Here is a 25,621-nt window from a genome sequence, read left to right as displayed (position 1 = left end):
TAAAACCACCGGAATTCGTGCCGACAAATCCGCCTCCGCGGCAAACCGTGACGCTTCATGCAACAAAAAAAGAGCAGAACGCAACCGCTGCGTCTTGCTCTTTGCCCAGGCGACCGGCCGTATACTCCGATGCTCCACCGTGGTTTGATCCACTTTTGTCGCCAGTTACATCGGAACCAAAAACTATCTGATCTTAGAATAAAGCATTAGGCCGACAAATGCAACTTCGTTTTCGCTGCGTTATTTCCCCAGCTCTCCGCGCTGCAGTTTATCCGCCAGTTTTTCCAATACGGCGCCGATTTCGGCCGCCGTCCGGTCGTAATCCGCCCGCGATCCTCCAAACGGGTCGGAAATATCGTAGACCGGCATTCGCTGCTGCAGTTCGTTCAAGCGGCGCTCCTCCGCGTCCGTCCAACCCTGGCCGAGCGCTTTGCCCAGCTCCCGGTCCGCAATGAGACGCTGCAGCTCTTCGCGATCCGCAAGCAGCTTTTCATCGTCTTCGACGAATTCCTTCAAAGTGTATATCTTGTCCGCGGCATGGGGAAATGTGTAAACCACCTGGCGTTTATGGCCTTGCGTCAAGGTCAGAATGAGGTCCGCCCACTCCGCGAGCTCCGCGTGCAGCGGCGTCGACTCGAACGCATCCGTGATGCCCCGCTCCTTCAGTACGGCCTCCGCATGCATGGACATCGAAGCGCCCTTTATCGCGGCCACGCCGGCGGACCGTACCTCCACGTCCAAACCGCGTCCCCGCGCAATCTTGCGCAGCAATCCTTCCGCCATCGGGCTGCGGCATGTATTCCCGGTACATACAAACAAAATGCGCATGCCTTTCACCTCCCACGTCCGGATATTTTATCGCGTTTATGATATTTTATCAAAAGATGAACATAAGGCCAAACGCGAGCAAAATCGCTCCCCCGGCCGCTTCTCCGTATTCGCCCATCGTCCTTCCCACCCGGCGGCCCATCACCAGTCCGGCGAGCGACATCAAACCGCCGAAAAAACCGAAGGCCAGCACCGTCAAAATCCAATCGCCATGAAACATGCCAAGCGAGACGCCGACGGAAAAGGAATCGATGCTGACGCTTAACGAAAACAGCAGCACGCCGAACCATGTCCGATGGCTGATCGACTGCACGCCGCCGCCTTTTACCGAGCTGAAGATCATATGAGCGCCCAAGACAAACAGCAGCCCTCCGGCCGCATACCGGGCGAGATGGCCCAGCAATATACCGACGTATTTGCCCGCCAATATGCCGAGCAGAGGCATCAGCACGTGAAACAGAGCCACCGCCGATCCGATGCGGATCGCATCCCGCGACCGGACCCCTCTCATTCCGATGCCGATACCCAGCGACAATGCATCCATCCCCAGAGCCACCGCCATCAGCAGAATGGTAAAAAGCTCTCCCAGCCGCGCGTATACCTCCGTCATCATCGGTATCCTCCATGTCCGTGTATTTTGTACAACCATATGCGGACAGGTCCGAATTCATGACATGGACAAGGCGAACGGGCGCCTGGCGCTTGTGATTCTGTCAGTTATAGTGCGGGTTCAAAAACATAGTTCTACTTCGTGATAAGGAAAATTTCTATCGATGTACATTTCTAGGGAGACAGACCGCGTTTAGCGGTTGTTTTTCTTGCGATATAAGGAAGCTGAGGCTCCGACGTCCATTCTTTCTTATATCTTCAAAAGCTAGCTTTTTGAACTACCTCTTTATACATCGAATAGATCCAGCTGTCTGGGCGGTAGCGCGCGCGGCCTTAGGCCGAGGATCTCCATCATCTCCAGCGCATTTCCCGCGGCATCGCCCCCGGAGTTGTTGTTGAAAATCATGCCGATTTCCCGCGTGCCTTTCCCGGACAGCTCCGAAAGCATGTCCCGCCATTCCAACAACTCTTCGCGCGAGTAGCGGTACAAATTGCGGAGCTCCCGCCAACGGGGCGATCCGCTTTGGCTCCAACCGGCAGCATTGCGGCCGTGCAAGCGGACCAGCGTCAGGTCCGGAGCGGTTGGCTCCAGCACCGTCGGCACCGAACCCTGACCGGACTGGGGCTCGTCGCAAACGACATGAATCCAGCCCTCTTCCCGCATAAACGCCAGCGTGCGCTCCCGCGTCTCCTTCGCAAACCAGCTTTGATGGCGAAACTCCAGCGCCAGCGGGAGCCGTCCCATCCACTTGCGAACGGCGCGCAGTTGGCGGACATGCTCCGGGCTGCAGTCGAACCAGGGCGGAAATTGAAACAGCACCGCCGTGAGACGGCCGGCCTCCACGACCGGCTGAATCGAATCCAGGTAAGCCTGGAACATTTCGCCCGGTCCGCCGTAATTCGTTTTGCCCCGGGAATGCCCGGTCATCCCCTGGTACGCCTTGAGAATAAAGGTCATATCCGCCGGCGTCTCAGCCAGCCAGCGCCGGTACACATCCGTGCCAAGCACGGCGTAAAAGGCGCTGTCCACCTCCACCAGGGAAAAGTAGCGGGCATACCAGGCCAGCTTGTCCCTGGCCGGCGTCCGGGGAGGGTATAAATCGTCGTGATCGCCCCAGCCGGACAGCCCGATCTTGATCATGCTTCATCCCAGCCTTTCCTATGCGCCGGCAGTTGACTTCCGTTCGCGGGCATTCTCAGTCGCAGGTATTTCTACCGTTCGTCGGCTTATTCATTCGCCGGCGTCGATGACGCGGTGTCCGGCCGCTTTCAGCAGCCGGTTCATCACTGCGGCGCCGAGTCCCTCCTCGGGACAGGACTCGGCGAGAATATAAGTGACGCCGCATTCGTCGAAGCGGCGGAGCGCCGCGTACAGGCGGTGCGCCGCCGCCGCGAGCTCGGTTTCGCTGCCGAGCGAAAGCGAGCAGTCGGCGCGGTAGGACGGGAGACGCTCGTCGAAGGCGAGCACGCCCGTCTTCTCCCCGCGCGCCGAGGCCGCCGCCAGCTCGGCCTGAATGCGGGCCGCCACGCGGTCTGCGGCCCCGCTCACGATGCGCATTACCCCTTGCGGCGCATAATGGGTGTACTTCATGCCCGGCGCGCGCGGCGCCGGGCTGTCCGCACCGCCGCCCGCCTCGCGCAGGGCGGCGTCAAGCTTCACGCCCGCGCCCGTCACGCGGGCGATTTGTTCCGCCGTGATCCCGCCCGGGCGGAGCACGGTCACGGTGCCGTCACGGCCGGCTTCCACCACCGTCGACTCCAGGCCCACCCCCGTGGGCCCGCCGTCGACGATGCCGTCGATCCGGCCGGACAGGTCCTCGCCCACGTGGCTTGCCAACGTGGGGCTCGGGCGGCCCGACCGGTTGGCGCTGGGCCCCGCCACCGGGCACCCCGCTGCGGCGATCAGCCGCAGCGCCACGTCGTGGGCGGGCATCCGCACGCCCACGGTATCCAGCCCCGCCGTCACGCGGGGCGAGACGACGCCGGGGGCCGCGGGCAGCACCAGCGTCAGCGGCCCGGGCCAAAACGCCTCCATGAGCTTCCGCGCGGTCTCGTTTACCTCCGTAACGAGCCCCTCCAGCTGGCTCATGGACGCGATGTGCACGATCAGCGGATTGTCCGAAGGGCGGCCTTTGGCGGCAAAAATCGCCTCCACCGCCTTCGTGTTCCGCGCATCCGCGCCCAGCCCGTACACCGTCTCCGTCGGGAACGCCACCGTCCCCCCGGCGGCCAGCACCGCGGCCGCTTCAGCCAAAGCCTCGGCGTCCCGCGCGGCCTGGGCAGCCGGGACCGAGGCGGGTTGGCCAGCGCCAACGGTTTGAGCACCTATACCCGCCGCTTTTATTTGTTGATCGGCAGCCGCCCAGGTGGAAGCGACCTTCCACCAGCGGGTTGGCCGTACTTCCCCGGCCGCCGCTGTCCCCGATTGGGGCTTGTCCGCCGGCACCGTCCGGTGTTCCGCCGTCCGTCCGGCGGCGGAATCTGCTCTTCCCTCCCGGCTCGCCCGATCCACATGTTTCTGTCTATCCATTCGTATCGCGTCCTAACTTCAAGTTATTCTTCTATTATACCCGATCACGTCCCGGAGCATAGTACGCAGCAATGAATTACATGTTTACGGCTTCGGCGAATCTTTCGCGGTTTACACCCCCGCCAAAACCCCCGCAACCCAATCGCCCCCCACTTCACATTGGAAAAATCCAATAGATTTCCTCAACCCCCCCCCCCCCCGTTTTACGCCTTTATCCGATCAGAATCGCCCGGTCACGCCGAGAGACGCAAAAAAACCGTACGATACGCTCCGCACGGCCGCTTTTTACTATTATCATCAGTGCATGGTTCAGGCAAACAAACCCGTAACCCAGCCCCCTAACTTGGTCAGCATGTCCCATAAGAAAAACCGCACCTCGACTTGATCCGGCTCTACGGGCGAGGCTGCCGAGTCCGCGCCGACACTGCCGCCGGCAGCAGCCGCTAAGCCCGCTTTGTCCGAAGCACCTTTCGCCGCTGCCGCCGCCGTCGTAGCTGCCGTTTTTCCGCCCCCAGCCAGCGCATCCCCGCTGCCGGCGTCGATGAAGCAAAGCGGAGGAAACAGCACGCACCACCAGTTTTTGCCCTTGCCCTCGCCGAGCGTGACGCGCAGCGCTTCGTAATCGCCCGCCGGGTAGACGGCGCCGCCGTACATTTTCGTCGGAAACGGCACAACCCCAAGCTCCACTTTGTAATCGTAGTTTTTCCCGCTTTCCTTCAGCGTTTCCCCTACCTGCTCCTCGATGGCCGGTAAATTGTCGCGAATGATGCGCCGCGCTTCTTCCAGGCTTTGCGGCTGATCCAGCCGGGCGGCCCAGCCGTTCATTTGCTCCACGACGGCATCGCGCACCTTCCGTTTTACGATCTGGTCGCCAGCGCCGTCCGAATTCGCCAGAATGCGCAGCCGGATTGAATCCTGCGGGATCAGCCCCGCAGCCGCCGCGGTATCGTTAGCCTGCCCTTCCCAGGACATCAGCAGCATCGCCAAACTGAAAACCATAAGCGCAAAATTGCGAATATAAGGTCTGTCTTTAGTCATGTCCGTTCTCCCCTTAACCGAATCCTTTATGCTGATGTCTACCAGTATGTCCGGTTAAGAGAGATGTAAACCTATTAATCTATGAAAAAATAATGGCTCAACCTAATAATCAGCGCTTGATAGCCAAGCCGGTAACCGAATCGTGGCAAGAAATATCAGCAGTTCAATATCCGCTGTCCGGACGCTTTGCACGATTATCCCGTTTGATCCGGAAGCAGAGAGGAAAATAAGAGAGGAAGATAAATTCAGGAGAGAAAATAGGTTTGGGAAAAGCAGACATGTTCGAGATCGTTAGACAGGTTTGTGAGAAGGAGGTTTAGGGGAAGCGAAGCGACCTGACGGGAGAAATGGGGCAAGACACAGAAAAAATAAAAATGAAAGGACCGTGATTTGCCCCCACCCTCTCCCCCTGAACAAAAGGAATAATCGTGCAAAGCAGCATGCAGGGATACTAAGACACAAACGCTATAGACAGCCCAGCCACCTCAGAGCCAAAGCCATAATTTATTTTGTCAAGCACTGATCCCCAAAATCCCGCTATTTTCTTCAGATGTACAATCAGTTCACTCCAAACTACTCTTGGCTTTCAAGGAAGCGTACCGGTCGGAAGGGATATTGTTCTCCTCTTCCTTTTCATGGCCGTGGATGCGGATGCTCATCGCCACTCCGATGCTCGCCATATTGATCAGCAGCGAGGTACCGCCGTAGCTGATAAAAGGCAAGGTGATACCCGTAAGCGGCATAAGTCCGATAAACATCCCGATATTTTCGAAAATCTGGTACAGCAGCATCGCGACGATGCCGACGATCAGATAGGGGCCGCCGGTGTCGCGGCATTCCAGAGAGATCAGAATCAGCCGGTGGATCAGCACAAAATAAAGCAGAAGCAGCACCGAACTGCCGAGAAAACCGAACTCCTCGGCGATCACGACGAAGATGGAATCCGAATACGTCAGCGGCACGCGCTCCGATTGCACGGTCTCGCCCTTCATGTACCCTTCCCCGGTCATTCCCCCGGAAGCGATGGCCAGTTTGGCGTTTCTTGTATGGTAGGAAGCGTCTTCCGACGCTTTTTCCGGCATCAGCCACGGGTCGATCCGGTTGATCCAATGCTCCCGGCCGATCTCTACGAAGAAGTTGTATACCTGGTCATGGTAAGTCTTGTAGGCGGTAATCCCGCCGAAAACCGTACCGGCAAAAATCGCCAAGGCAATCAGCGCATGCGTATATTTAATGTTGCCGATCCACAGCATCCCGGCCAGGATCACCACGTAGCTGAGCGCGTTCCCGAGGTCGTTTTGCGCCATGACCGCCAGAAACGGAATAAACGTCAGCAGACAGATCGGCACCACATCGCGCCAGAACGAAAGGCGCGGCTTCCGCTTGCGCAGCAGCATGAAACCGAGAAAAACAACCAGGAGCAGTTTAAAAAATTCCGCCGGCTGAAAACTCTGGTTGATTACCGGAATGGTGATCCAGCCGGTAGCGTTATAGTAAGTGTTGCCGATAAACATTACGACGACGAGCAGCCCGAATCCGAACAAGTATAAATAAGGCGCATACTTCATAAGCAGGCGGTAGTCCAGAACGGCAAACCCGAAAAACGCGGCAAACCCCAGCGCATAATAGGCCAGCATACGAAGATGGTAACCGTGGTATTGGGTATGCGAGGTAGCGCTGTACAGCACCGTGATGCTGATCGCCATCAGCAGCAGCAAAATAAACACAATCGTGTAGTCGATCTTTTTGAGTTTGCTCAGCACGTTCATCCTCTTTTCCTTTGATGGCTAATAACACCGTCTATTTACCTGAAGCAGCTCTTATCCCTTATTATACTGTAAAAGAATCCTCATAAAAGCACAAATGTTCCCGTGTGCCAATAAAATCCTACATAAGTACTGCGGCGCCTCGCCGCCGATACGCCATAAAACGGGAAAGGGCGCCGGCGATTTGCTCGTCGGCGCCCTCCGGCAGGCGGCGGAGAAGAGATTAGACGTTCGTAATCAGCGACAGCGTACCGGTTGCGGTTTGCAGGGCCAAAATACCGATCGTTTGGATGTTGCCGATGCTTACCGAAAACGTCGTACCGGAAGTGACGGTGGCGACAAAATCGGGAGCGTTGTAGCGGGTGATGCGCAGTTCCACGTCGCCGGTCGTACTAGCTACCGTAACGATCCCGGCAGCCCCCGGAGCGTCCGCGGCCACAAAATACCCCCGGCCGACTCCGGCCGCTTGCGAATAAGGAAACGTTAAAGTGACTGGCATAAATGAGTCCCCTCCTTTTCGTGGTATACCACAATCTATGAAACTACTTTACATGTGGTAGCGACGATTGAAGGAGAAGATTCGCCTTTTTAGCTCGTCTGGCCGGACCGGGCTTCTTCGTTCGTCTCAGCTCGGCCGCCTTAGCCGATCCCGATCACATGGCGGTCGATGCCGGCCAGGTCGGGAATCGTGACGATTTCCCGCCAATGGCCCGCCGCGCGGAGCATGTCCGCGACCGCGGCGGCCTGGCCCAGGCCGAGCTCGAAGCCGATCAGGCGAGGCGGCTTCGGCAGCAGCGCGAGCTGCGCCAGCATGGCCCGGTAGGGCGCCAGCCCGTCCGGACCGCCGTCGAGCGCGCCGCGCGGCTCGTAGTCCCGCACCTCGGGCTGAAGGTGCGGGATGTCCCCCGCCGGAATATACGGCGGGTTCGACACCACGATGTCCAGCGGCTCGCCGGCAAACGGTTCAAGCAGGTTCCCCCGCTTGAACTCCACCGCCAGGCCGAGCCGCCGGACATTGTCCTGCGCCACCGCGAGAGCGTCCGGCGAGATATCGCTCGCCGCGATGCGCCACGCCGGGCGCAGATGGGCCAGGGCAGCGGCGATCGCCCCGCTGCCGGTGCCGATATCGGCGGCGTAAGGCGCGCCGCCGGGCCACAGCGCATCGCCCTCGGCGGCGATGCGCTCGACGAGCAGCTCCGTTTCCGGGCGGGGAATCAGCACGGCCGGCGCGACCTGAAAGGTCAGGCCGTAAAATTCCTGTTCCCCGATAATGTACTGCGCCGGCTCGCCCGCCGCTTTGCGGCGGATAACCTCCTCCCAGGCGTCCTGTTTGTCCGCCGGGAACGGTTCGCGCAGCGCGGCCAAATACGCCGCCCCGGGCAGGCCAAGCACATGCCGCAGCAGCAGCTCGGCATTGGACTCCGGCTCACGCACACCCGCCGCCGCTAAAAAAGAAGAAGCCTCTTTGCGGGCTTCCCAAATGCTGATCGCTCCGGATAACCGATATCCTTCACTGTTCAATCTATTATTCTCCTTTTTCCATCAATTCCGCCTGTTCGGCGATCGTCAGCGCGGACACGATCTCGTCGATCTCGCCGTTCATGACCTGATCCAGCTTGTGCAGAGTCAAGCCGATGCGATGATCCGTGACCCGGCTTTGCGGGAAGTTGTATGTCCGGATCCGCTCGCTGCGGTCCCCGGTGCCGACCTTGCTTTTCCGCTCGCCGGCGTATTTCGCTTCCTCTTCCTGCCGCTTCATGTCGAAGATGCGGGCGCGCAGCACCTGCAGCGCCTTTTCTTTGTTGGAGTTTTGCGATTTGCCGTCCTGGCAGGTCGCCACGATGCCCGTCGGAATATGCGTCACCCGCACGGCCGACTTCGTCGTGTTGACCGATTGGCCGCCGGCGCCGCTGGAACAAAACGTGTCGACGCGGATATCTTTATCCAAAATTTCGATGTCGACGTCCTCGACTTCCGGCAGCACCGCCACCGTCGAGGTCGACGTATGGATCCGTCCGCCGGACTCCGTAGCGGGGATGCGCTGCACGCGATGCGCCCCGCTTTCGTATTTCAGCTTGCTGTACGCGCCGCGGCCGTTGATCATGAAGATGACCTCTTTAAAGCCGCCGAGGTCGCTTTCGTTCATATCCATCAATTCGACGCGCCAGCCCTGAGAATCGGCGTAGCGGGTGTACATGCGGTACAAATCCGCCGCGAACAAGGCCGCTTCGTCTCCGCCTGCGGCGCCGCGGATTTCTACGATTACGTTTTTATCGTCATTCGGGTCCTTGGGCAGCAGTAAAACGCGGATTTTTTCCTCCAAAGCCTGCTGGCGCGCGGTCAGCTCCTCGATTTCCATCTTCACCATTTCGCGCATCTCGTCGTCCAGCTTCTCGGCTTGCAGCGCCTTGGCCGCTTCCAACTCGCCGATTACTTGTTTATATTCGGTGTACGCCTCATAAGCCGGCTGTAAATCCGATTGTTCTTTGGAATAATCCCGCAGTCGCTTTGCGTCATTCGCCACGTCCGGATCGCAGAGCAGCTCGCTCAGCTTCTCGTACCGGTCGGCTAGGGATTGTAGTCGGTCCAACAAGGAAATCACCTCTCTTATCTCACAATTTCCTGAAAAAGCCCGCTTATCCCGCCTTTAGTCAAAGACTATAAAATGGATAAACGACTTTTTATTATATCATATCACAACGAAAATAACCAACCTTAATATCCGCTCCGTCGCACAAAAAAGACGCTTACCAGGATAAACTCCCCGGTGTAAGCGTCCTCGTTTTTCACAAAATATTAATGCAGTAAGCGCCGCCACTACCGCCAATAAGCTACATGCAGCTATCCTTCCTGTAACAATTATCAGTTTATCCGGTCGGATTTTGTCCTTCCGTTTCTTGTCGGTTGCAGCAACTATTAGTACAATGAGTACAAGTGAAAAAAATAACAAGACTCATATTTTTTATATCTAGCATCGGGTCTTACATGGCCTGGGCAAAAATTCCCTTGATTTCTTCATGCGTGGCTTGAACCGGGTTGGTGGCGCCGCAGGCGTCCTTGAGAGCGTTTTCGGCCAAAACGTCGAAATCTTCCGGCTTTACGCCAAGCTCGCGCAGCCCCGAAGGAATGCCGACGCGCCGGGCCAGTTCTTCGATGGCGCGGATAGCGGCATCCGCGCCCGCTTCCGGGCCTAGGCCGTCCACGCGTTTACCGAGCGTGCGCGCAACGTCGCTCAGACGCGCGGCGCATACCTTGGCGTTAAACCGCTCCACATGCGGCAGCAGCACCGCGTTGCACACGCCGTGCGGCAAATCGTAGAAGCCGCCAAGCTGGTGCGCCATGGCGTGCACATAGCCGAGTCCGGCGTTGTTGAACGCCATCCCGGCGAGGAATTCGGCATAAGCCATCCGGTCGCGCGCTTCCGCATCGTTTCCATCGTCATAGGCGCGCGGCAGATAGTCGCGGATCAGCGCGATGGCCTGCAGAGCGCAAGCATCCGTGATCGGCGTCGCGCTGTTCGATACGTAAGCTTCAATCGCGTGGGTCAGCGCATCCATGCCGGTGGCCGCGGTGAGCGATTTCGGCATGGCCATCATCAGGTCGGGATCGTTGACGGCAATGAGCGGGGTCGTATGTTTGTCGACGATCGCCATTTTGATCTGGCGTTTCTCGTCCGTAATAATGCAAAACATCGTCATTTCGCTGGCCGTTCCCGCCGTCGTGTTGACCGCAATCAGCGGCAGCGCCGGACGTTCGGATTTATCCACGCCCTCATAATCCCCGATTTCGCCGCCGTTGGCGGCGACCAGCGCGATCGCTTTGGCGCAATCATGGGGCGATCCGCCGCCAAGCGAAACGACGAAATCGCAATTTTCTCGTTCAAGCAGGGCAAGGCCGTCTTTGACGTTGGAAACGGTCGGGTTGGGCTGAGTCCCGCTGAAAACCGCATGTTGTATCCCGAGCGGTTCAAGAATTTGCGTTACTTTCTCAACCATGCCGATTTTGACCAAAGGCCCGTCGGTCACGATCAGCGCTTTTTCAAAGCCCAATCTGTGAATTTCCTTCCCCAGATCCTCAAGGGCGCCTGAGCCCATCAGGCTCATCGGGGGCATCATGAACTTCGTTTTGTTGGCCACAACAACCACCTCGTCAGATTTTGATTTTTGTCAATAATGTAAGCAGCTTAGGCTTGTCAAACTAAAAATACCGCGCTGCGGCGGATGAAAACTAACGCTTTCTGCGGGAAAATAATCGGAATTTTAAGCTAAAGGGTGATCGGGATGGAAAAATGCCTGCATCGTTTTGATCGTTATGACGAACTGCATTACGGCTTTGAAACCGAGTTCATTCGGATTCTATATTATGACTTGCCCGAGGCTTATGAGGAAAAGTACACTTCCTACGAATGCTCGAAGCTTTGCACGATTCTCGAAGGAAAGAAGGAAGTCGGCATCAACGGGGCCGACCGGTTCGCATACGGGTCCGAAGAGATGATCCTGCTGCCGCCGGGCTCGTCCGTAGAGATGACGATTCAAGCCCCGACCAAAGCGCTGGTCTTCGAGCTGAGCGGGGTGTTGATCGAGCGGGTAAAGGATACGGTCGCGGAAGAGTTCGACCTTACGGAGGATTCCGGGCCGGAAGAGGTCGTGTTGTGCCGGCCGGGGGAGGCCGCCTTGGTTGCGGAAACCGTCGCCCGGATGCGCCGGTATCTAAGATCCGGCCGGGAAGACAACCGGTTCCTGATCGATCTGGCCGCCCAGGAGATGGCTTATCATTTGCTGCGCCGCCAAATCTGCGCCAAGTGCCTGCGCAGTGACAGCAAGCACCCCGTTTTTCGCGCCATCCGGGATATTCGCGAGCATCTGCCGGCCATCCGGCATGTCAAAGATCTCGCCGATAATTACAATATGTCGCACACCCATTTTACGCATATGTTCAAGCGGATCACCGGGCTTACACCCCATGAATATATCACCAATCAGAAAATGATTTTGGCGCGCTCGCTGCTGCAAACGCAAACGGTTACGGAAGTGGCGTACAATTTGAACTACGAAAACATCTCCCACTTTATCGCCCTGTTCAAAAAAAAGTACGGCATCACCCCGAAGCAGTACCAGTTGAATCGGCAAACGCGTACAGGACACGGTCCGAGTTCTTCCTGACGAAAGCCGCAGGAAAATTTGTACAAAAAAAGAAAGACGCCATCCGGCGTCCTTCTTCAAGCTTATTCAATATAAGATTCAAGCTTACGCTCCATCACTTTGTCAGGTCAATTCCGTTCGGCTGCGGCTGTTCCGCATCACCGGGCCGGCCAGCGGACCGGGCCGCGGCGATTTGAGCGATCAGCTGGTTCTCAAGCCGCGCATTCCACTCCCGGACCATCCCCGGAAGCAGGCAAGCGTCTACGATAACCCATACGGTGAGGGCCAGACCAAAAAGAACAACGGGAATCAGGAACACCAGCGATCCCATGCTGTCGGGCGACTCCACGCTTTCGATGCCCGCCGCGATCGCAAACACAAAGTAAAACACAAACGCAAGAACAGACAGGCAGAGCTGGACGATTCCCGTAGCGATTTTTTTCAGATAAAAACGGTGAACGCCCAGATGGCCTACCAGCAGCATGAGATACGCAAGCACCAAAGACTTTTCCCGCTTGTTCATTTCCAGGTTCAGCACAAGCAATTCATTCGTGGACAGATCGTTTTTCGTCAGCGCCATTAGATAGGGTACTCCGGAGATCTGCCGCGGTCATAAAAAATTTTGTCGATCAAACGGTTTTCCACTTCCGCATTGTGTTGTTTTACCCAAGTGTGCACGAGGAACGCGTCAACGATCCACCAGATGGACGTAACGAACATCCCGATAAGCGTAAGCGACAAAATCAACTGGGCTACCGCCGAACCGGTCCGTCCCATATAGAAACGATGACCTCCAAAAATTCCCAGAAAATACCACAGGACATAAGCCACAACCATGTTTTTCCCCTGGGCTTTCACTTCCGATTCAAGAAGCAGCAGCTCCCGGGTGTCCAACTGGCTTTTTCTGGACATCAAGTAATCCATACTCACAAAAAACTCCTCCTAATCGATAAATAAAGCCAAAGCTGACTCCAGTATACTCATAGCTTTTGAGCAAAACAATACAAATTTTTCCCATTTCCGCGCTTAAATCGAAGGACCTAGGTAAATCTTCCTTAAAGACAAATTCGCAGTCTCCTTGCTGCGGAAATTCAAAAAGCCTTCAAATCCGCTTGAACAAGCGACTTGAAGGCTTCCGCCAGCCCGAATTTACATTATACGTTAAAACGGAAATGCATGATGTCTCCGTCCTGAACGACGTAGTCTTTGCCTTCCAGGCGCAGCTGGCCGCGTTCGCGGGCGGCGTTCATCGAACCGGCGGCGACAAGATCCTCATAGGATACGACCTCGGCCCGAATAAAGCCGCGCTCAAAATCGGAGTGGATAACGCCCGCCGCCCCCGGGGCCTTTGTGCCTTTACGGATCGTCCAGGCGCGGACCTCCTGCACGCCGGCGGTGAAGTACGTATACAAGCCGAGCAGCCGGTATGCGGCCTGGATCAGACGGTCCAACCCGGAGGACTTGAGCCCGAGCTCTTCCAGGAACATCGCTTTGTCCTCGCCGTCGAGCTCGGCGATTTCCGCTTCCACCTTGGCGCTGATCGGCACAACTTCGGCGCCTTCCGCCGCGGCGAATTCTTTCACCTGCTGCACATACGGGTTGTTGTCCGCGTCGGCCACACCGTCTTCGCTGACGTTCGCCGCGTACAGCACCGGCTTGACCGTAAGCAGATGCAGATCGCGCACGAGCAGCTTCTCTTCATCCGTAAGCTCCACGCTGCGCGCCGGCTGGTCGTTGTAGAGCGCCTCCTTGATCCGTTCCAGCACCTCGACTTCCTGGGCGTATTGCTTATTGCCGCCTTTCATATTTTTGCGGGCGCGTTCGATTCTTTTTTCCACGCTTTCCACATCGGCCAAAATCAGCTCCAGATTGATTGTCTGGATGTCATTGATCGGGTTGACCTTGCCTTCGACGTGGGTAATATTTTCATCCTCAAAGCAGCGGACGACGTGCACGATCGCATCGACTTCGCGGATGTGGGCCAGGAACTTGTTGCCGAGCCCCTCGCCTTTGCTTGCTCCGCGCACCAGTCCGGCGATATCGACAAATTCAAACGCCGTCGGCACCGTGCGGTTCGGGGTTACCATCTCCGTCAGCTTATCGAGCCGCTCATCCGGCACCTCCACCACGCCGACGTTCGGATCGATCGTGCAAAACGGGTAGTTTGCGGATTCCGCCCCCGCTTGGGTAATCGCGTTAAACAATGTGGATTTTCCGACGTTCGGAAGGCCCACAATGCCAGCCTTTAAAGCCATATTTATGACAACTCCTCATTCATGTAATTGCTCATCTTCCTTCAACCATAGTACCGATACGCCGGAGATATTTCAAGGACATCCCGAAAACCAGCGGTTTGGCGGCATACTCCGTCCAGCCGTACGGCCTGCCGGTTGGGCCTGGCAGTCGATCTGTCGGGACAAGGCTCCGGGCCGTGGCTGCCGGTTGAATCCGGCGTTTAGGCGCTCCGGTCAGGTGTACCGGTCAAACCTGTCAGCCGGACGCTTGCCTAGTTGCCTTTAGTTCGCTGACCGTTTTCCCTTCGCCCAAACTCGTTACCGTCCGTCAGGCCTCGGGTTCCCCCGCCAAAACTTTGGTCATCTGGATGTCCGTCACTTCGTACCCCATCTTCCGGTACAATTCGAAGGCTCTTTGATTGTGGCCAAAGACGTGCAGCGAAATGGTGTCCAGGCCCAGCCGGCGAACCTCTTCTTCCAGCGCGGCCATCGTCCTTTTGCCGTAGCCTTGGCCTTGATGCTCCTCGTAGATCAAAATATCCAAAATAAAAGCGATCCGCCCTTTTTCCTGTTCCATGACGTTAAACCACAGATGCCCGACCGCCTCCCCGCGCGAAGCGTCCCGGACAAGGTACAGGTAGGCGTCCTTCGTATTTGCGCCGTCCGGAAGAAAGCGGCGGAACGCCGCTTCCGCCTGCGCCGGCGCGTCCTCGGCCGTCCACGTTCCGGCGGCCACCTTGTCCTCCGCGTAATCGCGGACCGACCGGCTGCGGAAGCCGCGGTAATCGGCTTCGCTCATAGGAATCAATTGAACCATGAAGTCCCCTGCCTTATCATTTGTTTTGTATTCTGTCCACGCTCAAATTCGGGTTGCTCCGGTTGCGTTTGGCATAGGCCCATACGGACGGCAAACCGAGAATGAGAAACACCGCGGCATTGGCGAGCCCTGCCGTTACGGCTTCCACGACGATTTTATCGTGCGGCTCGCCCATGACGAGGATATCGAACAAGCCGGAAAAGGTCAGGGAAACGAAAATCCCCACGATTCCGCAAACGGCAAACGGGACCAAGTGGCTTTTATTCATCCGCCCTTCTCTAGCGTTGAAGTCCTTGAACATGTAAACCAACCCCATAAAGGCCGCCGTAATGCCCGAACCCAGCGCCCAGCTCCACCAAACGGCGCCGCTCGTAATCAGGTCGTTGAATACATGTCCGATAAACCCGGCGATAAAGCCGACGACCGGCCCGTACAACGCCCCGAGTATCGCCAGCAGCGCGATGGCCGGCCGAAGCTGGGTATCCGGCACGATCGGGACGTTGATCCAACTGGCCGCCCCGTACAATGCGGCCCCAATGCCGGTCGCCACCACCGTTCTTGTATTCCATGCCCACAATGATGGTTTCATCATCGCTCCTCCTTGTGCTAAAGAAAAAGACGAAAAGCCGGGAATTCCGGTTTTCGATTCCTGTTAATTGGCCGGCCAGTCGCCTGTTTGCGCCATATACGCCATTTCATGGAGGGGTGCCGTCCCGCAGGCCGATATTCCCCTTCAATATAATAGGTAATTTACGGAAATGCAATGAAAAATAGGGAACTAACCGCTGCCACGCACTAGCGTTGCATCAAATCTGTTTTCTAACAAGATACATTTTCTAGCCACACACAAATATTCTAACGGTTGCCACAAGCGCTATTTGTTCCATGAACGTTGATTTCAAATTGTAACGGTTGCCATGCTGCTTATTTCATTGAAAATCGGTAATTTTTGCTCGGATCCAGGCTAATAACGGCGTTCGCAACCGTTAGAATTTAGAAAAGGTCTTTTTTTGGAAAATAGCCGCTGCTGCAACCGTTAGATATCCGGGCACCTTTTACGGGAAATGGCCATCGCGCCAAAAATAGCGGTAAAAAAGGGCTCTATTACGCGCCAAAATGCAGCACGAGAAAAATAGCGGACTTTTATGTCGTTATTGGGTAGGGGCTACCGGAAAAGTGCGGATTTCAGCCCCTTCGCAATAAAATAGGTGAAAATTTTACCGTTATTCAGAGGTTTTTGGCTTCTCACATTAAAATAGCGACAAAAATTACCGCTAATCGCGAGATTTTTAAAAGGAAGGCTCTGGCTTGGGGCTATCCCCCCAACTTTGGGGTCAGACGAGCCCCTAGGGACGTTAGCCCATAGGCTAGCTGGCCCGACTTGTGACGAAGCGTTGGCCTCCTAACCTAAACCTGGGGCGCCCAACCCCGCCTGCACCAGGAGCGCCACCCCAATCGGCCCCGAGCAGGCCGGCCTTAAGCGCGGCGGAGCCAGCCAGCACTCCAACAGCGCGGCCCATCTAGCGCTCCAGCACGGCGCGGCCATCTAGCGCTCCAGCACGGCGGGGCTATCCAGCGCGCCGGTGCGCCTACTCCCGGCGCACGAGCCGCGCCGTGTTCCGCAGCGCCGGTATGCTCCCGGCGCCGATGCCGAACATGGCGGTGCGCAGTTCGAACTCGACGCGCTCCAGGAGCGCGTCGAGCCGCTCCTCCGAATGCACCGCCGGTTCCAGCAGCGCCCGGCCGAACCCGGCTAGGTCCGCGCCAAGCGCCAGCGCTTTGGCCGCGTCCACGCCGGTGTTCAGGCCCCCGCTGCCGATCAGGGCGGCGTCCGGGACCGCCGCCCGCACTTCGCGGATGCATTCGGCGGTGGGGATGCCCCAATCCGCGAATGCTTCCGCCGCCGCGCGGCGGACAAGATCGCCGCTGCGGAACTTCTCGACCTGGCTCCAGCTTGTTCCGCCCGCGCCGGCGACGTCGATAAAAGCGACGCCCGCGCCGCGCAGCCGTTTTGCCGTACCGCCGTCGATCCCCCAGCCGACCTCCTTCACGCCGACCGGCACCGGCAGCGCCTTGCACACCTGCTCGATGCGCGACAGCAGCCCGCCGAAGGACGTGTTTCCCTCCGGCTGGAACACCTCCTGCAAGCCGTTCAGATGAAGCACCAGCATGTCCGCCCCGGCGATATCCACCGCCCTTCTGCAGTCCTCCGGGCCGTAGCCGTAATTCAGCTGCACCGCGCCCAAATTGGCGATGACCGGAATGGACGGGGCGAACCGCCGCACCGCAAACGTGGGCGCCAGCTCGTCCCTTTCCACGGCGGCCCGGATCGAGCCGACGCCCATCGTCCAACCGCGCCGCTCCGCCGCCTCGGCCAGGCGCATGTTGATTTCCCCGGCCAGCTTGCTGCCTCCGGTCATCGAGCTGATCAACAGCGGCGTCCGAATCGGCGCGCCCAAAAACGTCGTTTTCAGGCTGATCTCGTCAAAATTGAGCTCCGGCAGCGCGTTATGCCGAAACACATATTTTTCAAATCCCGTGCGGATCCCCTCCGCATTGACCTGTTCTTCCAGGCATAAGCGGATATGCTCGGTTTTGCGTTCGGACGTATTCTCCATAATCCGCCTCCTTTGCCGCGATTTGCTTTCGTGAACTCAGTTCGTTTTGTTTTCTTCGGTCATCCGGCCGGTGAGCGGGTTAGCCTCTAGCATTTAGCATTTAGCATTTAGCATTTAGCATTTAGCCTCTGCATTTAGCCTTTACATTTAGCCTCTGCATTCAGCCCTTCCCCCCGGCGCTCCGGCCCTGGTCCAGACGCCGGCTACAGCAGCGGCGACAGCAGCCGGGCCGCGGATTCCGCGAAACGGACCACGATTTTTTTGTTCATGAAGCTTGCCCGGTCGATTAGTTTCGTCGACAACAGGTCGCGTTCGAAATTTTCCACGATTTTGGCGATGCTGTCGCTTTGCACGAGCAGCGCGTTCACCTCAAAATTCAAATGAAAGCTGCGCATGTCCATATTGGCCGTGCCGACGGTGGCCACTTCGCCGTCCACAATCAGCAGCTTGGAATGCAGGAAGCCCTTTTCATATTCGTAGATCTTCACGCCGACTTCCAGCAGCGACGGAAAATACGAATGCGACGCCAGAAACGGCAGCCATTTGTCCGGCTTCGCCGGGAACAAAATCCTGACGTCGATACCTGACAGCCCGGCCACCCGCAGCGCGGTCAAAATGTCCTCATCCGGAATAAAATACGGCGTCGCCAGCCAGACCGATTTTTTGGCCGAAGTGATCATGGCGAAAAAGATGTTTTTCAGCGTCCGGCTCTCGTTGTCCGGTCCGCTCGGCACGATCTGCACCGCGCCGCTGCAGCCCTGCTCCAGCTCCGGCGACAAATAAGCGAGGTCGATAATTTCTTCCCCGGTCACGTACTGCCAATCCTGCAAAAAAATAATCTGCAGCGACCGGACGGCCTCGCCTTTGACCAGCATATGCGTATCGCGCCAAAAACCGTACGTTTTGCTGCGGCTCAAATATTCGTCCCCGACGTTAAGCCCGCCGATAAACCCGGTGTTGCCGTCGATCACGACGATTTTCCGGTGGTTGCGGTAATTGACCCGGCTGGACAGCGCCAAAAAGCGCATCTGCCCGTAAATGCCGACCTTGACCCCGGCGTCCCGCAGCTCCTTGATAAACGATTTCGGCAGACCGATGCTGCCGACCGCATCGAACATGAACCGCACTTCGACGCCTTCCCGGGCTTTTTGGATCAGCGTTTTCTGGATTTCCCGGCCGATGTCGTCCGCACGGTAAATATAGTATTCCATATGAATATGATGCCGCGCTTTTTTCAATTCTTTCAGCAGCGTCGAAAACGTCTCCTCCCCGTTCGTCAGCACCCTGGTGCGGCTGGCCATGGAAAAAGGCGTGCGGGCCAGCCGCTGCGCCAATTGCAGCAGCCGCTGCTGGCTCGGGCTGAATTGCGACAGATCCCGGGGCAGCAAATGGCCGTTAAAGTGGATCCGTTCATAGCTAAGCTGGTTTTGCTCGGCCTTTTTATCGAACTTGCGCCGTTTGAAATAGTTTTGTCCCAGCAAAAAATAAAGCAGCAGCCCCACTACCGGCAGCAGGGCCAGCACCAGAATCCAGGCCACCGTACTGGACGGATTCCGGTTTTCCATAAATATCGCCAGACCGATTGTGATGACCGTGAGCGTCTGAAATATACTGACCAACGTACCCCCGAATTTCCCGAAGACGCCAAATCCGAAATAGTAAAAAGCAAAAAGAATCGCCACGATAATAATGATTTGAAGTCCCCGTCTCATGCCAGTACCCCTTTTTTTCTCTCTAATGATGCTGCTTCTATTTTACATGAAGCTTGCTTTTCTTCCTACTGACAAGAGTTAAATATTATAGAGATGAGAAATTTGGAGGGGGGGTTTTTTAAAAAGAAGGACGCTAGAGGAGGAAAAATACCGGGATCGGTCGGCACATAAACGGCCCTGCGGCCGGCCCGCGCGTTTGATGGGTTGTTCAGGGCCGTTTACGTTCCGGAAAATGGCCGGCTAGCTGTGACATATTCTTGCGATCGCTGCCCGTCCCGGATTTCTTTAGCTCGACTTATATAGGCCGCGCCTGCGTATCCCGCCATTGCCGGAGCTGCCGCAGATCATGATCGAGAAATTCATCCAGCAGCTCCGCCAGCCCCGTATATAACGGACTGGACGAGACCAGCATCAGTTCGTTCGCAAACGGCCGGGCCCATTTCAGCAAATGGGATTCCAGAAAACCGATCTGCGCGTCCGCCAGCGTCAGACAGGTGTGCGGCAGGCTGCTCTTGCCGAGCATACCTTCGGCCAGCACGGCCATGAACTCCAGCTCCAACGCAATGTGATCGTCGCGTTCCCCGTTTAATTTATTGAATACAATACCGTTTTCCATATAGATCTTCCGCACCTCGGAGATGCAGACAGCCGCGTCGGCTCCTTCCGTCCTGCAGCGAAACAGGCTTTCGCAGGAGGTCATTACGGCGTCACGGCCCGTAAACAGGCGTTCGTATTCCGCCGCCTCCCTGACGCAAACCTGGCGAAATTGCTGTTCGGGTATGCTTTTCAGATAGCCGATCAATTTGTGCCCGCCCCGGCTCGCCGGAATGAGGCCGATCAGTTCCGCTTTATATCGCCAAATGGGCGATCAGCGACATCCGCGGCGGACGGCTCAAAAAATCCATCAACACCCGGTACCCCCACCCGCGCCGCTCCAGCCACTGAACCTGTTCCTGCGTAAAAACAAACGGTGGATATGCCATTGCCATCGGTAGGTCATCTCCTTGCCAATATTTCTTCTTAAGAGGTTGTTCAAAAAGTCATCTTTTGATCACGAAGCAGGTCAAGAAGCGGACTCGACGTCGAATCTTGAATTCAGCCGGGCCTTCCGTTGCTCACGTACCCAAAACGTACGCTCCGCTACTCAGTCCCTAGCTTCATCCAATCTTCTCGGTCCTGAAAACCTGACTTTTTGAACTCGCATTTTCAAAAAAAGATGACTTCCTTCTATGCCGGAAATCATCTCAATCGCATATACCGACACATGATTAAGGGGGTCACGTATCGCTTACTTTCATTATAACAGCCAATGTAAGCGCTTTATGCGATTTTTTTTACACTTGTTTTTAATAACATTCTATCGTCCTGCGCCGTAAAATATACTTGAACAATGTGTGCCAACGCATTGACTGATCCTCGAGATATATATTAAATTTGAAGCACCAAAAAGAAAGGAGGCGCCCCGTATGGAGCAGCTTCTTGATTCCTTCGGCCGGGAACACGATTATCTCCGGATTTCCGTGACCGACCGCTGCAACCTCCGCTGTGTCTATTGCATGCCGGCAGAAGGAGTGGTTTTTCAACCGCACGATGAAATAATGAGCTATGAGGAAATTGCCGAAACCGTTTCGGCGCTTGCTCCGATGGGTCTTCGCAAACTCCGGATAACCGGGGGCGAGCCCCTGGTTCGCAAAGATTTGGACAAATTAATCGCCATGCTTTCGGGAATCCCGGGCATTGAAGATATCGCCATGACGACGAACGGGATGTTTCTGGCCGGCAAGGCGGCCGCGCTCAAACAAGCAGGCCTGAACCGGGTCAACATCAGCCTGGACTCGCTGCGCCAGGACCGCTTCGCGATGATCACGCGCGGGGGAGAAGTCCGGAGGGTGCTGGAAGGGCTGCAGGCGGCCGTTGAATTCGGCTTCGACCCCATCAAACTGAATGTCGTGCTGATGAAAGGGGTCAATGACGATGAAATCCGTGATTTTATCGCTTTGACGCTGGATAAGCCGCTGCATGTTCGGTTCATCGAATATATGCCGATCGGCAGCGCGACCGATTCCTGGCGCAGCACCTATTTGCCGCTGTCTACCGTTGACGAAGTATGCCGGGAAGCCGGCTGGGAAACGGAGGACGTGGCCGGCCCAAGAGGAAACGGTCCGGCCGAAAGCAAGCGGGTTGTCGGCGCGGCCGGCACGTTTGGCCTGATCCATCCGGTCAGCGAACATTTTTGCGACAACTGCAACCGCCTGCGTCTGACCGCGGACGGCCACATTAAAGCTTGCCTGTACTGGTCGGACGAGCTGCATGTCCGCCCGCTGGCCGCCGCCGGCGACCGGGAAGGCATTCGCGCGATGTTCCTGAAAGCGCTGGGCGGCAAGCCGAAAAACCATGAAATGGCGCTGGCGCTGGAGAAAAAACAGCAAAGCCATACGCCAACCGTGCGCCGCATGTCGCAAATTGGCGGTTAAAGCGGGCCTTTCATTTTTTCGAGCCAAGCTTTGGCTTTTTCATAATCCTCCGGCCGGTTCATATTGAAGGCCAGCCATTCCTGCGGTAGGCCCGCAACGGCGGCGAGCGTCTCCCCGCCGGCATATTCGGTCCGCAGCCCGTCCAGCCACGCGGTCATTTTGTAGCGTCCGAGGCGAAGCTCCCGCTCCAGTCCCGGCAGCACGCTGCGCCGGTATACCGCCAGCAGCGGGTGAACCCGCTCGCCCGTGCGGGCGATCACCGCTTCGGTAGCGAGGGCTCCGCCTTCCCGTCCGGCTTTGGCCTCCGACTGCCGGGCCTGCCGGAGCAGCGCCTGGAACAAACCGCGGTTGGCAAACGGCGTATCGCACGCCACCGCGATATTCCAGGTTGAAGCGGAGTTAGCCAGGCCGGCGTGCAATCCGGCCAGCGGACCCGCGCTTTTGTACATATCGGTCACAACCTCTTTGCCGAAAGGCCGGTACGCCTCTTTGTCGTCCGCCACGACCACGATGCGGGCGGCGACCGGCTCCAGCTCACGGATGATTTTTTCTATAACGGTGATTCCCCCCAGCTTCATGAGCGCTTTGTTTTCGCCCATCCGGCTGGATCTTCCCCCCGCCAGAACAATGGCCGTTGTCTCCACGAACAGCTCCCCTTTTAAAAATATTGGAAAATTTCATAAAACTTGGTTTGTATCCCTTTTCACCTCTGTGTTACATTGAGAACATAGTTAACTCTTCCCGGTTTCGTTACCGACTCGGACAGAAAGGAATGGCGCATTTGCGGGACAAACAACGATATTCGCCCTCCTCATGGATGCCGCTTGGGCTGCTTAACTTTTTCGTTTACGGAACGATGGTCATTTTCGCCGCCTTTTTTCAATTATATTTGCAGGACATCGGCATGGACAAGCTGGAGATCGGAAGCCTGATGGCGATCGGGCCTGTCATCTCTTTGCTTGCTCACCCGTTTTGGAGATACATCAGCGATCTGCGCCAAAATCCGCGGGCCGCTCTGATCGCTATGATGCTCGGCTTGCTCGTCATGGGCCATTTGGTGTTTAAAGCGAATACGTTTCATATGCTATATCTGACGATGATTTTGCTTTATTTTTTTCATAGCCCGCTTCTCTCGCATAGCAATGGCCTGGTTTTAAGCTACATGGAAGGCAGCGAGCGGAAATACGGCATTTTCCGGATATGGGGTTCGCTCGGCTGGAGCTTAGTCGCGCTGGGGGCCGGGCCGATCATTGACGCCGTGGGTCATAACGGCATCTCTTTGCTGTTCAGCATTTGCCTGATGCTGGCAATCGGGTCCGCGCTGCTGCTGCCATCCATCCGCCAAACGTCGAATACGCCGTGGCTGCGAACGGTTGAAATCGCGCGGACGCTGCAGCATAAATATTTCGTCGCTTTTACCGTATTCGGCCTGCTGGTGGCTATCCCAAACGCGATCAACGGCATTTTCCTCCCGCTGTTCATCACGGAACTGGGCGGTTCCCGCCTGCAGGTCGGGGGCGCTGTTTTTCTGTCCACGGCTTTTGAAGTACTCGCTTTTTCCGTGCTGAACCGCTACTTTAAGCGAAAAATCACGTTTTTGCTCGGCTGTATCACAGCGGTCAGCCTGCTGTTCGCGTTAAGATGGAACTTGATGTCCGATGCGACCCAGCCGGCGCAGATCATGCTGATTCAATTGCTGCACTCGGTCACGTTCGGCGGTTTCTTCTATGTCGGCATCAAGCTGATTGCCTTGCTGCTGCCCCGCCCGCTGCGTTCCGCCGGACAAGCGGTTTATACGGTTGCGCTCAGCGGACTCGCCGCGTTGATTGCCGGTTTCTTCGGGGGCTGGTTGTACCAGAACCTCGGCGGCGGCGTCATGTATCGTACCGGGATGGGGTTGTCCCTCATTGGCGCGCTCGGTTATGCGGCCATGTGGTATCGTATCCACAAAAACGGCTATTCGCCGATCATGGAACGGTACTAATATCGATAACCTTGGACAGGAAAAAACAATGCCTTCCAAGCGTCACGCCCTCCGCCGAGGTTACGCCGGATGGAATGCATTGTTTTTCTGGATGCATCATTATTGTAAAATATGAAATGCATACCAGAGCAAGCGTTTCTTTGGGATTTTGCGTCTGCTTGAAAGCTTTGCGGCGTTTGCAAAACCGGCTTTTGCCCGGGTGTACCGCCCTGCAAACTGGAAAGGAGTTGGCCCGCTTGCCGAACATCAAGCAAATCGCCGAGGCGGCCGGCGTCTCCATTACGACCGTCTCCCGCGTCCTGAACGATCATCCTTACGTGAGCGAAGCCAAGCGGAAAGCTGTTGAGGAAGCGATCCGCAAGCTGAACTATTCGCGCAATATGAACGCCGTTCATTTGATCAAAGGCACGACCCGGACGATCGGCGTCGTCCTGCCCCGCATCAATCTCTACTATTTCGCCCGGATGATGGAGGGGATGGCGCAGGAGGCGCTGCTTCACAACTACCAACTGATGCTCTGCCAGACGGATTACCGGCACGATGAGGAGCGGAAGGTGCTGGAGATGCTGCGCAACAAGCAAATCGACGGGCTGGTCATCTGTTCCCGGTCGCTGCCGCTGGACGAGGTGGAGGCCTACGCCGCCTACGGTCCGATCGCGTTATGTGAAGCCGTTCGGGACCGGCCGCTGTCGTCCGTCTACATCGACCATTACGCCATCTTTCAGAAGGCGATCACCTATCTATGGGACAAAGGACGCCGCCGGATCGGATTCACCGCGGGACGCCGCCGCAACAGTCCCAGCCTGCGCCGCCGGCTTGCGGCGTACAACGACACGCTGCTGGCTTTGGGCGGCAGCCCCCGCCAGGAATGGGTGCTGGACAGCTGTTACGACATCGGGGACGGCGCCGCGCTTGTCGAACATCTGCTGGCCATGCCGGAGCGTCCCGATGCCCTGCTGATCACCGGGGACCAGGTTGCCGCCGGCTTCATCCTGGCCGCTCGCAGCCGGGGGCTTGAGGTGCCCGGCGATTTCGCCGTCATCGGCTTCGACAATCAGCCGATCTCCGCCGTGCTGGGCATTACGACGATCGATAATCGGCTGTCCGAAATCGGCGCCCGCGCCTTTGCTCTCGTCCGCAGCCAGCTGGCCGGCCAGCGCCCCGGCCCGGCCAGCGAGGAGCTCGGCTTCCGCTTCATCGAGCGCAGCTCGGTGTGAGGGACGGGACTGATGCTGCGGAAGTACGTGAAGTTACGGGAAGTTACGGGAAGTTACGTAAATTACGGCCAGTTACGGCAAGTTGCCGCAACTTGCTCCAAATCCCGCGAAATGCAAAGGTGCATGCGATTTTTGTCGATAGCCCTCAAAACGGGCGGCCCAAATGCATAAGTGCAGTTCATTTCCGCTCCAAAGTTACTTTTTTATCCTATAGCCCCAATTCAAATGCACTTTTGCATTTCAGCCGCTCAAAATACGGAAATTTGTAGAATATGAAATGCACTTTTGCAGTTGATCCATCATTCACCCACCATTCATCATTCATCATTCATCATTCACCTATCATCTATCATTCATCTATCATCCATCCATTCCAGCCGTCGTTCCACCCAAAGTAACGTGCCAAAGCAAGACGCGCCTATTTCACCCACTCATGCTACAAAGAAGAAAAAGACGGCCCTCCCGGTTGTATCCGGGGAGAGACCGCCTTTTCGTTGAATTCCGGTATTTACTAATTGCATGTTGGCCGCTTCCATTGGCACTATCCAATAATTGCCGAAACTGCCTTAGAGCCGATACGACCGATACGCCGATTGAAAAAAATCCAATAGACTTCACTTATATCGCCCGTTTTGCGCCCTGCTGAGCCCCAC

Annotated in this window: 24 protein-coding genes and 1 riboswitch; of the genes, 4 read left to right on the top strand and 20 right to left on the bottom strand. The window is 56.7% G+C overall.

What is annotated here, in order from left to right; genetic code table 11:
* Positions 1–96 precede the first annotated feature (96 nt).
* A riboswitch (ZMP/ZTP riboswitch) is annotated at positions 97–179 on the bottom strand.
* Positions 180–240: 61 nt separating this feature from the next.
* The 10 genes from DYE26_RS26220 to yiaY all read right to left on the bottom strand — a co-directional run bounded on the left by DYE26_RS26220 (position 241) and on the right by yiaY (position 10,886).
* Positions 241–828: a low molecular weight protein arginine phosphatase gene (locus DYE26_RS26220; RefSeq protein ID WP_036619198.1), complete on the bottom strand. Its 588-nt coding sequence runs from the start codon at positions 826–828 to the stop codon at positions 241–243.
* Between the two features lie 49 nt (positions 829–877).
* Positions 878–1,438 carry a manganese efflux pump MntP gene (locus DYE26_RS26215; RefSeq protein ID WP_036627415.1) on the bottom strand — a complete coding sequence of 187 codons (561 nt, stop codon included), beginning with the start codon at positions 1,436–1,438 and terminating at the stop codon, positions 878–880.
* 285 nt (positions 1,439–1,723) lie between these two features.
* A complete protein-coding gene (locus DYE26_RS26210; protein WP_036619197.1) occupies positions 1,724–2,578 on the bottom strand; it encodes a DUF72 domain-containing protein in 855 nt (284 codons plus the stop codon).
* 90 nt (positions 2,579–2,668) lie between these two features.
* Positions 2,669–3,967, bottom strand: coding sequence for an L-threonylcarbamoyladenylate synthase (locus tag DYE26_RS26205; protein ID WP_371861048.1), 1,299 nt, complete (start codon positions 3,965–3,967; stop codon positions 2,669–2,671).
* Positions 3,968–4,276: 309 nt separating this feature from the next.
* Positions 4,277–5,005, bottom strand: coding sequence for a stage II sporulation protein R (spoIIR, locus tag DYE26_RS26200; protein WP_036619195.1), 729 nt, complete (start codon positions 5,003–5,005; stop codon positions 4,277–4,279).
* A gap of 563 nt (positions 5,006–5,568) precedes the next feature.
* Positions 5,569–6,768: an FtsW/RodA/SpoVE family cell cycle protein gene (locus DYE26_RS26195; RefSeq protein ID WP_036627411.1), complete on the bottom strand. Its 1,200-nt coding sequence runs from the start codon at positions 6,766–6,768 to the stop codon at positions 5,569–5,571.
* A 226-nt stretch (positions 6,769–6,994) separates the two neighbouring features.
* A complete protein-coding gene (locus DYE26_RS26190; protein WP_051985215.1) occupies positions 6,995–7,270 on the bottom strand; it encodes a hypothetical protein in 276 nt (91 codons plus the stop codon).
* 140 nt (positions 7,271–7,410) lie between these two features.
* A complete protein-coding gene (prmC, locus tag DYE26_RS26185; protein ID WP_036619193.1) occupies positions 7,411–8,292 on the bottom strand; it encodes a peptide chain release factor N(5)-glutamine methyltransferase in 882 nt (293 codons plus the stop codon).
* A gap of 4 nt (positions 8,293–8,296) precedes the next feature.
* Positions 8,297–9,364 (bottom strand): peptide chain release factor 1, encoded by a 1,068-nt coding sequence (gene prfA / locus DYE26_RS26180; protein WP_036619192.1) that lies wholly within the window; start codon positions 9,362–9,364, stop codon positions 8,297–8,299.
* 388 nt (positions 9,365–9,752) lie between these two features.
* Positions 9,753–10,886 (bottom strand): L-threonine dehydrogenase, encoded by a 1,134-nt coding sequence (gene yiaY, locus DYE26_RS26175; protein WP_036627409.1) that lies wholly within the window; start codon positions 10,884–10,886, stop codon positions 9,753–9,755.
* Between the two features lie 165 nt (positions 10,887–11,051).
* On the opposite strand from yiaY, the gene DYE26_RS26170 reads away from it, so the two are divergent.
* On the top strand, positions 11,052–11,933 hold the full coding sequence (locus DYE26_RS26170; protein WP_036619191.1) for a helix-turn-helix domain-containing protein: 882 nt from the start codon (positions 11,052–11,054) through the stop codon (positions 11,931–11,933).
* A 94-nt stretch (positions 11,934–12,027) separates the two neighbouring features.
* Here DYE26_RS26170 and DYE26_RS26165 read toward each other — a convergent pair whose 3' ends face one another.
* From DYE26_RS26165 to DYE26_RS34390, 9 genes are all read right to left on the bottom strand, one after another.
* The gene (locus DYE26_RS26165) at positions 12,028–12,492 is read right to left on the bottom strand and encodes a TM2 domain-containing protein (protein ID WP_051985214.1); all 465 of its coding nucleotides are present in this window, start codon (positions 12,490–12,492) and stop codon (positions 12,028–12,030) included.
* Positions 12,492–12,836 carry a TM2 domain-containing protein gene (locus DYE26_RS26160; protein ID WP_036619190.1) on the bottom strand — a complete coding sequence of 115 codons (345 nt, stop codon included), beginning with the start codon at positions 12,834–12,836 and terminating at the stop codon, positions 12,492–12,494. The genes DYE26_RS26165 and DYE26_RS26160 overlap by 1 nt, the downstream gene beginning before the upstream one ends.
* 230 nt (positions 12,837–13,066) lie before the next feature.
* A complete protein-coding gene (ychF, locus tag DYE26_RS26155) occupies positions 13,067–14,167 on the bottom strand; it encodes a redox-regulated ATPase YchF (protein ID WP_036619189.1) in 1,101 nt (366 codons plus the stop codon).
* 307 nt (positions 14,168–14,474) lie between these two features.
* Positions 14,475–14,963: a GNAT family N-acetyltransferase gene (locus tag DYE26_RS26150; RefSeq protein WP_036619184.1), complete on the bottom strand. Its 489-nt coding sequence runs from the start codon at positions 14,961–14,963 to the stop codon at positions 14,475–14,477.
* 16 nt (positions 14,964–14,979) lie between these two features.
* Positions 14,980–15,552, bottom strand: coding sequence for an ECF-type riboflavin transporter substrate-binding protein (locus DYE26_RS26145; RefSeq protein ID WP_036619183.1), 573 nt, complete (start codon positions 15,550–15,552; stop codon positions 14,980–14,982).
* 1,000 nt (positions 15,553–16,552) lie between these two features.
* Positions 16,553–17,581 (bottom strand): type 2 isopentenyl-diphosphate Delta-isomerase, encoded by a 1,029-nt coding sequence (gene fni, locus DYE26_RS26140; RefSeq protein ID WP_036619182.1) that lies wholly within the window; start codon positions 17,579–17,581, stop codon positions 16,553–16,555.
* A 203-nt stretch (positions 17,582–17,784) separates the two neighbouring features.
* Positions 17,785–19,293: a cardiolipin synthase gene (gene cls / locus DYE26_RS26135; protein WP_036619181.1), complete on the bottom strand. Its 1,509-nt coding sequence runs from the start codon at positions 19,291–19,293 to the stop codon at positions 17,785–17,787.
* A gap of 295 nt (positions 19,294–19,588) precedes the next feature.
* Positions 19,589–20,095 carry a TorD/DmsD family molecular chaperone gene (locus DYE26_RS26130; RefSeq protein WP_230877242.1) on the bottom strand — a complete coding sequence of 169 codons (507 nt, stop codon included), beginning with the start codon at positions 20,093–20,095 and terminating at the stop codon, positions 19,589–19,591.
* 46 nt (positions 20,096–20,141) lie between these two features.
* Positions 20,142–20,282, bottom strand: a complete 141-nt coding sequence (locus DYE26_RS34390) for a hypothetical protein (RefSeq protein WP_230877241.1) — start codon at positions 20,280–20,282, stop codon at positions 20,142–20,144.
* Positions 20,283–20,759: 477 nt separating this feature from the next.
* Between DYE26_RS34390 and moaA the strand changes: the two genes are divergently transcribed.
* The gene (gene moaA, locus DYE26_RS26125) at positions 20,760–21,767 is read left to right on the top strand and encodes a GTP 3',8-cyclase MoaA (RefSeq protein ID WP_036619179.1); all 1,008 of its coding nucleotides are present in this window, start codon (positions 20,760–20,762) and stop codon (positions 21,765–21,767) included.
* Here moaA and mobA read toward each other — a convergent pair.
* A complete protein-coding gene (gene mobA / locus DYE26_RS26120; RefSeq protein ID WP_036619177.1) occupies positions 21,764–22,411 on the bottom strand; it encodes a molybdenum cofactor guanylyltransferase in 648 nt (215 codons plus the stop codon). The two genes, moaA and mobA, sit on opposite strands and share 4 nt — an antisense overlap.
* A gap of 128 nt (positions 22,412–22,539) precedes the next feature.
* Between mobA and DYE26_RS26115 the strand changes: the two genes are divergently transcribed.
* Positions 22,540–23,751: an MFS transporter gene (locus DYE26_RS26115; RefSeq protein WP_115311329.1), complete on the top strand. Its 1,212-nt coding sequence runs from the start codon at positions 22,540–22,542 to the stop codon at positions 23,749–23,751.
* A gap of 236 nt (positions 23,752–23,987) precedes the next feature.
* Positions 23,988–24,968, top strand: coding sequence for a LacI family DNA-binding transcriptional regulator (locus DYE26_RS26105; protein WP_036619173.1), 981 nt, complete (start codon positions 23,988–23,990; stop codon positions 24,966–24,968).
* The last annotated feature ends 653 nt before the right edge of the window (positions 24,969–25,621 follow it).

Source organism: Paenibacillus macerans (assembly GCF_900454495.1).
GTDB lineage: Bacteria > Bacillota > Bacilli > Paenibacillales > Paenibacillaceae > Fontibacillus > Fontibacillus macerans.
Note: the sequence above shows the minus strand (reverse complement) of the source record. Positions and strands in the feature narration are given on the sequence as shown.